This is a genomic window from Delftia acidovorans NBRC 14950 (assembly GCF_001598795.1).
Taxonomy (GTDB): Bacteria; Pseudomonadota; Gammaproteobacteria; order Burkholderiales; family Burkholderiaceae_C; genus Comamonas; species Comamonas acidovorans.
Genome location: NZ_BCZP01000041.1, coordinates 1 through 12,109, shown reverse-complemented (window position 1 = coordinate 12,109; position 12,109 = coordinate 1). Strand labels below are relative to the sequence as shown.

10 protein-coding genes, 4 tRNA genes and 1 pseudogene are annotated in these 12,109 nt (G+C 65.3%); 8 read left to right on the top strand and 7 right to left on the bottom strand.

Features of this window, described 5'->3' with window-relative positions:
• Positions 1-59 precede the first annotated feature (59 nt).
• The 3 genes from DA1_RS27750 to DA1_RS27740 are packed head-to-tail and all read right to left on the bottom strand — an operon-like array spanning position 60 to position 2,100.
• Positions 60-602 (bottom strand): TPM domain-containing protein, encoded by a 543-nt coding sequence (locus DA1_RS27750; protein ID WP_034397902.1) that lies wholly within the window; start codon positions 600-602, stop codon positions 60-62.
• Between the two features lies 1 nt (position 603).
• Positions 604-1,479 (bottom strand): TPM domain-containing protein, encoded by an 876-nt coding sequence (locus DA1_RS27745; protein WP_034399104.1) that lies wholly within the window; start codon positions 1,477-1,479, stop codon positions 604-606.
• 33 nt (positions 1,480-1,512) lie between these two features.
• Positions 1,513-2,100 (bottom strand): LemA family protein, encoded by a 588-nt coding sequence (locus tag DA1_RS27740; protein ID WP_012202362.1) that lies wholly within the window; start codon positions 2,098-2,100, stop codon positions 1,513-1,515.
• 148 nt (positions 2,101-2,248) lie between these two features.
• Between DA1_RS27740 and DA1_RS27735 the strand changes: the two genes are divergently transcribed.
• Together DA1_RS27735 and DA1_RS27730 are read left to right on the top strand one after the other, a co-directional pair.
• Positions 2,249-3,235 (top strand): YheT family hydrolase, encoded by a 987-nt coding sequence (locus DA1_RS27735; RefSeq protein ID WP_034397904.1) that lies wholly within the window; start codon positions 2,249-2,251, stop codon positions 3,233-3,235.
• Between the two features lie 5 nt (positions 3,236-3,240).
• On the top strand, positions 3,241-3,792 hold the full coding sequence (locus DA1_RS27730; protein ID WP_034397906.1) for a DUF2946 family protein: 552 nt from the start codon (positions 3,241-3,243) through the stop codon (positions 3,790-3,792).
• Between the two features lie 57 nt (positions 3,793-3,849).
• On the opposite strand, the pseudogene DA1_RS27725 reads toward DA1_RS27730, so the two are convergent.
• From DA1_RS27725 to DA1_RS27710, 4 genes and pseudogenes are all read right to left on the bottom strand, one after another.
• A pseudogene (locus tag DA1_RS27725) lies at positions 3,850-4,380 on the bottom strand (c-type cytochrome); the annotation flags it as partial.
• Between the two features lie 218 nt (positions 4,381-4,598).
• Positions 4,599-6,056 (bottom strand): efflux transporter outer membrane subunit, encoded by a 1,458-nt coding sequence (locus DA1_RS27720; protein ID WP_034397908.1) that lies wholly within the window; start codon positions 6,054-6,056, stop codon positions 4,599-4,601.
• On the bottom strand, positions 6,049-9,204 hold the full coding sequence (locus tag DA1_RS27715; protein WP_034397909.1) for an efflux RND transporter permease subunit: 3,156 nt from the start codon (positions 9,202-9,204) through the stop codon (positions 6,049-6,051). Before DA1_RS27715 ends, DA1_RS27720 begins: the two co-directional genes overlap by 8 nt.
• 15 nt (positions 9,205-9,219) lie before the next feature.
• Positions 9,220-10,512 carry an efflux RND transporter periplasmic adaptor subunit gene (locus DA1_RS27710; RefSeq protein WP_034397911.1) on the bottom strand — a complete coding sequence of 431 codons (1,293 nt, stop codon included), beginning with the start codon at positions 10,510-10,512 and terminating at the stop codon, positions 9,220-9,222.
• A gap of 192 nt (positions 10,513-10,704) precedes the next feature.
• Here DA1_RS27710 and DA1_RS27705 point away from each other — a divergent pair, with 192 nt between their 5' ends.
• The 6 genes from DA1_RS27705 to DA1_RS30105 form a co-directional block, all read left to right on the top strand.
• Entirely contained in the window at positions 10,705-11,337 is a 633-nt protein-coding gene (locus DA1_RS27705) for a TetR family transcriptional regulator (RefSeq protein ID WP_169807227.1), read from the top strand.
• 80 nt (positions 11,338-11,417) lie between these two features.
• Positions 11,418-11,493, top strand: a tRNA-Arg gene (locus DA1_RS27700).
• Positions 11,494-11,584: 91 nt separating this feature from the next.
• Positions 11,585-11,670 (top strand) — tRNA-Tyr (locus tag DA1_RS27695).
• Positions 11,671-11,725: 55 nt separating this feature from the next.
• A tRNA-Gly gene (locus DA1_RS27690) sits at positions 11,726-11,799 on the top strand.
• Positions 11,800-11,842: 43 nt separating this feature from the next.
• Positions 11,843-11,917 (top strand) — tRNA-Thr (locus DA1_RS27685).
• Positions 11,918-11,995: 78 nt separating this feature from the next.
• On the top strand, positions 11,996-12,109 hold a 114-nt coding region (locus tag DA1_RS30105), incomplete at its 3' end, for a GTP-binding protein (protein ID WP_155737673.1).

Below are 12,109 nucleotides of genomic sequence, written 5' to 3'. Positions count from 1 at the left end.
GCCCGCGATAGCTTGATGAAGGGGGTGGCTCGGCCCGGCCTGCGCAGCCTGCCTGCCTTTCAGTGGTGCTGTATCACGACAGCATCGGGAAGATTGTCGCTGCCATCGTGCACAGGCTGCAGCGGGTCACGCGGAAAGTTGGTTTCAAGCAGCAGGCTCACGCGCTCCAGGGCTGCTGTCATGCCCATGGCGTAATGGCCGCCCTGAAAGGCGGCACCCATGTCGCTGATCAGCGTTTGCCATTGTTCCGCCGGCAGGGTGCGCGCCAGGGCGCGGTCGGCGACGATTTCGATGGCGTGGTCGGCCAGCAGCAGATAGATCAGGGCACCGTTGTTGTGTTCGGTATCCCAGACGCGCAGCTTGCCGAACAGCGTGATGGCGCGCTCGCGCGGCGTGGCGTCGCGCCACAGGTAGCTGGGCGGCAGTCCGGGTTCGACGCAGATGCGAATCTGGCCTGTATGGCGCTGCTCGCTCATGGTGATCAGGCGCTCCAGCTCCGCCAGGCTTTCAGGCGGGAGTGCACGCCGCAGCTGCCCTTCGGCCCAATGGTGGCGCAGCAGCCGGATCAGACGCTGAACAAAGCCTGTGATTGCAGCCCCCATCTCACCAACTCCCCGAGGCGCCGCCGCCCCCGAAACTGCCGCCTCTGCCGGAGCTGAAGCCCCCGCCGCCACCGCTACGGCCGCCGCCTCCGCCAAAGCCGCCACCACCGCCCCACCCACCGCCGCCACCCCTGCCGGAGCGGCCGCTTCCCAGCAGGGTGAACAGCAGCGCGACGACTCCCGCTCCTGCGGCGACGAGCAGACTGGCCGTCACCACATAGGCGGCAATGCCGGCGCCTACCCCCGCCAGCACGGAGGCCAGCGGCCGGCCCAGTACCGAGCGCAGGATGGGGCCGACCACGGCCACGCCGAAGAAGAAGAACAGCATCAGGTCTTCCATGTCGAAGCCCCTGTCCGGGCTTTTGGAAGACTGGGGGCTGGAGGAGGGCGCCGGCAGTTGCTCGCCCGCAATGCGCGCTGCCACCTGGTCCAGCGCAGCGGTGATGCCGCCCGCATAGTCTCCCTGGCGAAAGCGTGGTGCCATCTGCTGGTCGATGATGCGCGCGGCCGCCAGGTCGGGGATCGCGCCTTCCAGCGCGCGGGCCACTTCCATGCGCATGCGCCTGTCGTTCTTGGCAATCACCACCAACAGGCCGTCGCCCACGTCGCGGCGGCCGATCTTCCAGTCACTGGCCACGCGCCAGGCATAGGCGGCAATGTCTTCGGGCGCGGTGGTGGCCACCATCAGCACGACGACCTGCGAGCCCGACTTCTGTTCGATGCCACGCAGCCTGTCTTCAATGGTGCGTGCCTCATCGGCCGACAGCGTGCCCGTCTGGTCGATGAGCCGAGCCGAGAGGGCCGGCACGGGCTGCGGCGCCTGCGCCAGCGTGCTCCCGGGCAGCAGCAGCATGGTCAGGGCAAGGGCGCAAAGCATGCGCCACAGTGGCACCAGGGACATGGTCACGGCTTACTTGTTGCCGAAGTCCACCGTGGGCGGGCGGGAGATTTCGGCCTCGTTCTGCACGCTGAAGCTGGGCTTGGGTTCGTAGCTGAAGACCTTGGCCGTCAGATTGGTCGGAAAGCTGCGCGCCAGCACGTTGTAGGACTGCACGGCCTGGATGTACTGGTTGCGCGCCACGGTGATGCGGTTCTCCGTGCCCTCCAGCGTCACGCGCAGGTCGCGGAAGCCCTGGTTGGCCTGCAGCTGGGGATAGCGCTCGGCCACCACCATCAGCCGCGACAGGGCACTGGACAGCTCGCCCTGCGCCTGTTGGAACTTGTTGAAGGCCTCGGGGTTGTTGACCAGCTCGGGCGTGGCCTGGATGGAGGTGGCCTTCGCGCGTGCCTCCACCACCTTGGTCAGGGTTTCCTGCTCGAAATTGGCCTCGCCCTTGACCGAGGCCACGATGTTGGGCACCAGGTCGGCACGGCGCTGGTACTGGTTGAGCACCTCGCTCCAGGCCGACTTGGTCTGTTCGTCAAGACGTTGGAAGTCGTTGTAGCCGCAGCCGGTCAATGCCAGGACGGTGGCAAGCGTGGCGAGTAGACGTTTCATAAGATGGCAACCTGAAAGCGACAATGGAAAACAGTATCGCGCACGATGCATGCGCAATGCTGGCGATTGTGCTGCGCGCCCGGCCTGCTGCCATGTAGGGCAAAGGCCATTGCGCAGCGGTGTGGCAAGGACTGCTAACAGGGCTTTTATGCACGAATTCACGGCGGCGCGCTGGTTGCCCGGGGGCCACGCCCAGACCATCTGGCCGGCACTGTTCGCGCGCCGCTGGCCGGTGGGCCAGGCGGCGCCCGCCTGGCGCTGGGAGCGCTGGGATACCCCGGATGGCGACTTCATCGATGTCGCCTTCGGCGGTGCTTCCACCCTGCCTGCCGACGCGCCATGGCTGGTGCTTTTCCATGGCCTTGAAGGCTCGGCGAACAGCCACTATGCCCAGGCCATGGCCTGGGTGGCCGCGCAGCGTGGCTGGCACATGGCCGTGCCGCACTTTCGCGGCTGCAGCGGCGAGGTCAACCGGGGCCCGCGCGCCTATCACTCGGGCGATGTGCAGGAGGTGGACTGGATACTGCGCCGCCTGCGCGCACGGTCTTCCCGCCCGCTCCATGTCGTGGGTGTTTCCCTGGGCGGCAATGCGCTTGCGCGCTGGGCCGGTCTGCAGGCAGACAAGGCGGCCGAGGTGGTCCAGGCCCTGGCGGCGGTGAGTGCGCCGCTGGACCTGGCGGCTGGCGGCATGGCGCTGGGGCAGGGTCTGAACCGCTGGATCTACACACGCATGTTCCTGCGCACGCTGGTGCCCAAGGCGCGGGTCAAATGGGCGCAATTTCCCGGCCTCTTCGACCGCGATGCCGCGGTGCGCGCGCGCGATCTGAAGGAGTTCGATGACGCGTTCACGGCACCCGTGCATGGCTTTCTCGATGCGCACGACTACTGGCGCCGGGCGGCAGCCAAGCCTGTGCTGGGCAGCATTGCCGTGCCTGCGCTGCTGCTCAATGCGCTGGACGATCCCTTTGTCCCTGCATGCAGCCTGCCAGGGCCAGGCGAGGTCGGCCCACGGGTTACGCTGTGGCAACCGCCGCACGGCGGTCATGTGGGTTTTGCACAGGGACATTGGCCAGGGCATGTACTGGGCATGCCGCAGGCCGTCACGCAGTGGCTGGCAGACAGCGAACAAGGATGAATGCAATGGACGATATCGTGAAGCAGGCCATGGCCAAATGGCCCCATGTGCCCGCCTGCAGCGGCTGGCTGGGGCTGGACGAGCGCGGGCGCTGGTATCTGCGCGATGAAGAGGCCCAGGCCTGCGGCGCTTTCGACAGCGGCATCCCGGGAGCCAAGGGCGCGGAGGTGCGCAACGAAAAGCTGGCGGACTTCATTGCCCGCAACTATCTTGCCGAGCCCGACGGTCGGTGGTTTTTCCAGAATGGTCCCCAGCGCGTGTATGTGGAACTGGAAAGCACACCCTGGATATGGCGGCTGCGCTGGGATGGCGAGCGCCTGCAGGTGCACAGCCACACAGGGGCAGAGCTGCAGGCCGCAGCCATCAAGGCGGTTTTGATGGATGAGACAGGGCGCCTGTATCTGGCCATGCCCTCCGGCCTGGGCCTGGTCCATACGCAGGACATGGTCGATGCCGCTGCCGCGCTGGACGCCAGCATGCTGCCTGCCTGTGAAGAGGTGCCGGCACAGACGTTGCCGCAACGCTACGGTTTTGTGCGCAGTCCGGCCCGGGCATGAAAAAACCGGCCGAAGCCGGTTGGTGCCAGACATCCTGGGCCTTGCTCAGTTGGCGGGTGCCGCTGCACCTTCTGCTGCAGCGCCTTCTGCGGCCGGGGCCTTGGGTTCTTCAAACTTGCCACCTGCGGCATTGGTCATGTAGACCACGCCACGGGCAATTTCGGTGTCGTTGAAATCGCCGCCGCCTTGAGGCGCCATCGCTCCCTTGCCCTTGAGGGCCGAGTGCACCAGACCTTCCAGACCTTGTGCCAGGCGCGGGCCCCAGGCCGCTGCATCCGCGAACTTGGGAGCACCTGCGGCACCTGTGGCATGGCAGGCCGCGCATTGGCCCTTGAAGACTTCTTCACCCGAGCGCAGCGGGCGATTGGCATCCCGGATTTCCACGAGGCCGATTTTCTGCAGCCGCTGGGCCTTGGCCATTTCGGTCTGGGAAGCGCCGGCGCCGGCCTTGTCGGCCGAACTCACGTATTGCACGAGGCCGATGATCACGAACACCGGAACCACGAACGAGAAAAACACCGCCATCAGCAGCTGCTTGGGGTTCTTGATCGGGCCCGTATGGGCTTCTTCGGTGTGGGTTGCGCTCATGAAGTCCTCTTGTGTTGTGGGGGCGTGAGTCAACAACAAATTATATCGACGGGCCTCTTGCAGACACTGCGCGCAGACCCGGGTTGACCTGGGGCGCACATATGCCATGAGATGGATCAAGCAAATGGCAAATGCTTTCCGCGCGCCATAAAAAAGAGGTGTTCAACTTGCGGAGAACACCTCTGTGCGGTTGGCGCGGCAGATGCCTGCCTTGGGTCTTACTGCGCGGGCGCGGGAGCCGGCGTGGCTGCCGCTGCTGTCGCTGTCCTGTCGGTCCAGCCGCCGCCCAGTGCCTTGTACAGCTCGATCTGGTTGAGCAACTGCGCCAGACGCACGCTCACGGTGGACTGCTCCAGCGCGAACAGGGTGCGCTGTGCATCCAGCAGGTCCAGGTAGCTGGCCACGCCGTTGCTGTAGCGCAGGTCGGACAGCTTCAGGCGCGCCTGCTCGGCTTCGAGCTGGGCGCGCTGGGCCATGATCTGGTCACGCAGCGTGCCCTGGCTGTCCAGTGCGTCGGAGACCTCGCGGAAGGCGCTCTGGATGGACTTCTCGTACTGGGCGATGGCCACTTCGCGCTCGACCTTGGCAGCAGCCAGATTGGCCGAATTGCGGCCCGCATCGAAGATGGGCAGGAGGGCGGATGGCGCGAGGGTGAAGCCCCAGCTGCCGCTCTTGAACAGGCCCGACAGCTCGTTGCTGGCCGTGCCGAACTGCCCCGTCAACGTGATGCGCGGGAAGAAGGCGGCACGCGCGGCACCGATGTTGGCGTTGGTACTGATCAGCTGCTGCTCGGCCTGGCGAATGTCGGGCCGCTGTGTGAGCAGGTCTGAAGGCAGGCCGGCCGGCACGGCGGGCAGGTCGGCCGTGTCGCGCAGGCCCTGGCTGGAGCCCAGGCTGGCGAGCACGTCCGCTGGCAGGGACTGGCCCAGCAGCAGCACCAGGGCGTTTTCATCCAGGGCGCGCTGGCGCTGCTGCTGCGCCAGCGTGGCGCGTGCAGCCTCGGTCAGCGAGACGGCCTGGCGGTAGTCCAGCTCGGACGCCACGCCCGTGTCGAAGCGCAGCTTGGTCAGCTTGATCGACTCTTCACGGGTCCGCAGCGTGTCGCGCGAGATCTTCAGCAGTTGCTCGTCGGCCAGCAGCGTGTACCAGCCGCTGGCCACAGCGGCCACCAGGCTGGTCTGCGCGGCGCGGCGAGCTTCCTCGGTCGCCAGGTACTGGGCCAGGGCGGCTTCCTTCAGGCTGCCGATGCGGCCGAAGAAGTCCAGCTCCCACGAGGTGACGGCCAGGCCGACCTGGTAGCTGTTGACGTACTTGGTGCCCGAGCCCGTGGTGTTCGGGGCGCGGCTGGCGTTGACGCCTGCACCGACCGTCGGGAACTGGTCGGCGCGCGTGATCCGGTACTGGGCCTGGGCGCGCTCGATGTTGAGCGCAGCCACGCGCAGGTCACGGTTGTTGTCCAGCGCGGTGCGAACCAGCTGCTGCAGGCGTGCGTCCTGGAAGAAATCCTGCCAGGGCAGCTGCGCTGCAGCCGTGCCGCCTTCCGCCGCAGCGGTGGCGTTCGCGCGGGTGTACTGCGCCGCGACCGGAGCGGCAGGGCGCTCGTAGGTGGGGATGAGCGAGCATCCCGCCAGGAGCACGGCGGTGGCGATGGCCACCGGGGTACTGCGATTAATCATGGCTCAAGGCCTCCTTGCCGGCCGGTGTGGACGGCGGGTTGTGCGTTTTGATCTTGCCCTTGAACAGCTTGCGCACCACGACGAAGAAGGTGGGCACGAACAGCACGGCCAGCACGGTGCCGGTGATCATGCCGCCGAGCACGCCGGTGCCGATGGCACGCTGGCTGGCCGAGCTCGCGCCCGTGGCGATCACCAGAGGCACCACGCCCAGGCCGAAGGCCAGCGAGGTCATGATGATGGGGCGGAACCGCAGGTGGGCGGCTTCCAGCGCAGCCTCGATCAGTCCCTTGCCTTCGGCCTGCAGGTCCTTGGCGAACTCCACGATCAAGATCGCGTTCTTCGCCGACAGGCCGATCACCGTCACCAGTCCGATCTGGAAGTACACGTCGTTGGAGTAGTTGCGCAGCAAGGTGGCAAGCACCACGCCCAGCAGACCTAGCGGCACGACCAGAATCACCGACAGCGGGATGGACCAGCTCTCGTACAGGGCGGCCAGGCACAGGAACACGGCCAGGATGGCGAAGGCGTACAGGAAGATGGCTTGCGAACCCGCCAGCTTTTCCTCACGCGACTGGCCGGTCCACTCGAAGCCGAAGCCTTCGGGCAGCTTGGCGGCCAGCTTTTCCATCTCGTCCATGGCATCGCCCGAGCTGAAGCCCGGTGCGGCCGAGCCTTCGATGCGCACGGCCGGGTAGCCGTTGTAGCGCACCGTCTGCTGGGCGCCCTTGACCCACTTGGTGGTCGCGAACGTGGACAGCGGCACCGGATCGCCCTTGGCGTTGCGCGCGTTCAGGCGCAGCAGGTCGTCGGGCTGCATGCGGGCCGGAGCATCGGCCTGCACGATCACGCGCTGCAGACGACCCTGGTTGGGGAAGTCATTGACGTAGGATGAGCCCAGCGCCGTGGACAGTGCGGCATTGATCGAGGTGAAGTCCACGCCCAGGGCGTTGGCCTTGTCGCGGTCGATCTCGATGCGCAGCTGGGGCGCGTCCTCCAGACCATCGGGACGCACGCCGGCCAGCACCTTGCTTTGCCCGGCCATGCCCAGCATCATGTTGCGGGCATTGATCAGCGCATCGTGTCCGTGGCCGGCACGGTCCTGCAGGCGGAACGAGAAGCCCACGGCGTTGCCCAGTTCGGGAATGGGCGGCGGGTTCACGGCGAACACGAAGGCATCGCGGATGCCCGACGTCATGCCCATGATGCGGCCCGTCATGGCGTCCACCGTGGAGTTCGCTCCCTTGCGCTCGGACCAGTCCTTGAGCGGCACGAAGGCGAGGGCGGCATTCTGGCCCTGGCCGGAGAAGCTGAAGCCCAGCACGCTGACCATGTTGGCCACTTCGGGCTGCGGCAGCACGGCTTCTTCCACCTGCTTCATCACCTCCAGCGTGCGCTCCTTGGCGGCGCCAGGGGGCAGTTGCACGTTGACGATGAAGTAGCCCTGGTCCTCGGTCGGCAGGAAGGAGGTCGGCAGGCCACGGAACACCACCACGGCGCCCGCGATCACGGCCAGGTACACGCCGATCATCAGCACCGAGCGCTTGAGCAGTCGGGCCACCCAGCCTTCATAGGACTTGGCCGAGCGTGCGAACGTGCGGTTGAACCAGCCGAAGAAGCCCTTCTTCTCGTGGTTGTGACCGGCTTCCACAGGCTTGAGCAGCGTTGCGCACAGGGCCGGTGTCAGCGTCAGCGCCATGAAGGCCGAGAAGCTGATGGAGGCCACCATCACGATGGAGAACTGCCGGTAGATATTGCCGGTGGACCCCGCGAAGAAGGCCAACGGTATGAACACCGCGATCAGCACCAGCGTAATGCCCACGATGGCGCCCGAGATCTGGCCCATGGCCTTGATCGCGGCTTCGCGCGGCGGCAGGCCTTCCTCGCTCATGATGCGCTCGACGTTCTCCACCACCACGATGGCGTCATCCACCACGATGCCGATGACCAGCACCATGCCGAACATGGCCAGCACGTTGATCGAGAAGCCCACGGCCTGCATGACCGCGAAGGTGCCCAGCAGTGCAATGGGCACCACGATGGTCGGGATCAGCGTGTAGCGCCAGTTCTGCAGGAACAGGTACATCACCAGGAACACCAGCACGATGGCTTCCAGCAGCGTGTGGGCCACCTTCTCGATGGAGATGCTCACGAACTTGGAGCTGTCGTAGGGAATGGAGTACTTCACGCCCTTGGGGAAAAACTTCTGCAGCTCTTCCATGCGCGCATGCACGGCCTTGGCGGTCGCCAGCGCATTGCCGCTGGGCGTCAGCTGGACGCCGATACCCACGGCATCCTTGCCGTTCAGGCGGGCGGAGGTCGCGTAGGCCTGGCCGCCGATCTCGATGGTGGCCACGTCCTTGAGGCGCACGGTGGAGCCATCGGGATTGGCGCGCAGCACGATGTTCTCGAACTGGTCGATCGAAGACAGCTGGCCCATCACCGTCACCGTGGCGGCGATCTTCTGGCCCGTGATGTTGGGCAGGTCACCGATGGCGCCGCTGGCCACCTGGGCGTTCTGGCTGCGGATGGCGGCCGTCACGTCCTCGGCCGAGAGCTTGTAGCCCTGCAGCTTGGCGGGATCGAACCAGATGCGCATGGCCTTTTCGGTGCCGAACAGCTGTGCCTGGCCCACGCCGGCCACCCGCTGGATTTCGGGAACGATGTTGCGCGAGGCGTAGTCACCCAGGGCCACCGTGTCATAGGCCTTGGCGTCCTCGGACGACAGCATGATGAACAGCAGGAAGTTGGACGACGCCTTGTCCACGCGCACGCCCTGCTGCGTCACGGACGCAGGCAGGCGCGGCGTGGCGCGCGACAGGCGGTTTTGCACGTCCACCTGCGCCAGGTCCACGTTGGTGCCAGCCTCGAAGCTGATGGTGATGCTGCCCGTGCCATCGGCCTGGGCCACCGACTCCATGTAGACCAGACCGGGCGAGCCGTTCATCTCGCGCTCGATCACGGACAGCACGCTGTCTTCGAGCACCTTCGCGGACGCGCCTGGATAGGCGGTGTTGATGACGATGGCTGGAGGAGCCACCTTGGGGTATTGAGCGATCGGAAGCTTGGTCAGCGCAATACCACCGAGGACGATGATGAATAGCGCGACGACCCATGCAAAGATCGGTCTGTCGATAAAGAACTTGGCCATTGCTGAGCCCCTTGATTACTTCTTGTCTGCCTGGTCCGCAGGCTTGGCGTCGGCTGCGGCTTGCGGGGCTGGCGCTGCCGCGCCGGCCGGCTTCTGGGCACCTGCGGCCTCGGGCTGCCAGGGCACGGGCTTGACCGGTGTGCCGGGCGGCAGCATCTGCAGCTTCTGGAAGCCGTCGACCATGACCTTCTCGCCCGCCTGCAGGCCTTCGCTGACCAGCCACTGGTTGTTCTGGGCCGTGGTCACCTTCACCTGCCGCTTGGTGATCTTGCCGTCGTCGCTGACCACGCTCACGGTGTCGCCGGTCTCGGTGCGCGTCACCGCCTGCTGGGGCACGGCAATGGCGTTGGACGCCTGGGCCTGTTCCATGCGCACACGCACATACATGCCAGGCAGCAGCAATCCCTTGGGGTTGGGCACCTCGGCACGCAGCGTGACCTGGCCGGTGGAGCTGTCCACGGTCAGGTCGGTGAACAGCAGCTTGCCCTTGAGCTCATAGGCCGTGCCGTCGTCCAGGCGCACCTCGACGCTGGCAGCCTCGGCGCCATCGGCCTTCTTGAGCTTGCCCTGCTCCATCGCGCGGCGCAGCCGGAAGGCCTCGCTGGACGACTGGGTGAAGTTCACATAGACAGGATTGATCTGCTGGACCACGGCCAGCGGAGTCGCCTCGCCCTGGCCGACCAGCGCGCCTTCGGTCACCAGAGACTGGCCGATGCGGCCAGAAATGGGGGCGGTGACGCTGGTATAGCCAAGATTGATCTCGGCGGTCCGCACGGAGGCCTTGCCGACCGCGACGTCAGCCTGGGCCTGCTTGTAGGCCGCCTCTGCATTGACGAAGTCCTGCTTGCTGATCGCGTTGGCGGCAACCAGCGGGCGATAGCGTTCCAGTTGCGCCAGTGCCTGGGCCTGGTTGGCCTCGGCACGGGCCTGCGTGGCCTTGGCACTTTGCAGCGTCGCCTGGTAGGGCGCCGGATCGATGCGGTACAGCACCTGGCCGGCCTTCACGTCGCTGCCTTCCTTGAACAGGCGCTCCTGCACGATGCCGGCGCTGCGGGCGCGGATCTGGGCCACGCGGCGCGCATCCACGCGGCCAGGGAGTTCGGTCACAAGGCCCACGTCGGCGGGGGTGGCGACCACCACGCCCACCGGCACGGCGGGCATCTGCTGCTGCGCGGCAGCTTGTTCTTCGGGCTTTTTCCCGCAGGCCGCCATGGCCATTGCGGCAGTGACGGCCGGGGCCACGGTGGTGAGGCGCAGACTGCTGTAAGGGGACGGAGCGGCTGACACATTGCTGCGTGTGCTGGGCATGATGGGTCCTTGTGCTGAATCAAATAACGATGTTGACGTTCCGGTCAGCGCTATCCGGAACGCCCGTGTCCACGGGCAAGTCGCGGATTATACATACATACATGAATGTATAATGACCGCTGTTGCTGCAAGGCGGCGCGAAGCATGGCGTAGCGTGGCATGGCCGGGCTCAACGATGGAAGGAAATACATCTTGGCACGACGAACGAAAGAAGATGCGTTTGCAACGCGCAACAGTCTGCTGGACGCTGCGGAGCAAGTGTTCTACGAACAGGGTGTCGCCCGGGCCTCGCTCAACGAGATTGCCCAGCGAGCCGGCGCCACGCGCGGTGCGGTCTACTGGCATTTCAAGGACAAGCTGGATCTCTTCTATGCCATGCTGGACCGCGTCACGCTCCCGCTGGAGCAGGCCGCTCAGGGCGACTGCGAAGATGACTCCGAATGCGATGCGCTGGAATATGTGCGGCGCCTGATGGCGGTGGTCTTCGGGCGCATCGCCGATGACGATAGTACGCGGCGCGTCTTCGAGATCCTGCTGCTCAAGGTGGAATACGTGGGCGAGCTCATGCCCGTGCAGGAGCGCAACCGTGCCGCACTGGACTCTTTTTCCGCGCAACTGGAGCTGGCGCTGCGCGCGGCTGCCGAAAGCCATGCGGTGACCATGTCCATGCCGGCTCCCCAGGCCTCGATCGCGCTGTGCGCCATGTTCGATGGCCTGTTGCAGAGCTGGCTGCTGGGAAGGGCCTTCGATCTCAAGCAGGTGGGCGCGCAGGCGGTGGACGTCTGCCTGCGGGGGTTGGGCTTCACGGTGCCGCAGGCGCAATAGCGCCGGGTACTGGGGGCTTGGACGTACCGGGGCAAAGTCATGCGACAATGCTCGGCTTGTGCAGGGCAGCGATGCCCTGAGCGGCTGTAGCTCAGTGGATAGAGTATTGGCCTCCGAAGCCAAGGGTCGTGGGTTCGATCCCCGCCAGCCGCACCACAATTTTTCTTGGATCGCCCAGGTGGCCTGAGAAAAAAATGCACTGAAATTTTTCTGACGAAAAAAACGGTGCTAGAATTCAAATCTCTTCGGAGGGGTGCCCGAGTGGCTAAAGGGGGCAGACTGTAAATCTGTTGGCTTACGCCTACACTGGTTCGAATCCAGTCCCCTCCACCAGTAATGGTGAAGAAGAGAAGTCATCTGAAAAGATGGCGACGTGCAGTCAATCTGTGCGGGAGTAGTTCAATGGTAGAACCCTAGCCTTCCAAGCTAATGACGCGGGTTCGATTCCCGTCTCCCGCTCCAGTTGGCGAGCAAAGTTTTTTGAGATTGCTTCGGCAGCCTCAAGGCCCATGTGGCTCAGTGGTAGAGCACTCCCTTGGTAAGGGAGAGGTCGGCAGTTCGATCCTGCCCATGGGCACCATTATCTCTGGTGCGCTCGCTAGATGGGGTTGCGCCAAATCCTGTTGTAGTGATTTAGATTTTTTTCGGAGTCGGAAAAATGGCTAAAGCAAAATTCGAGCGTACCAAGCCGCACGTCAACGTTGGCACCATCGGTCACGTGGACCACGGCAAGACGACCCTGACGGCTGCTATCGCTACCGTTCTGTCCAAG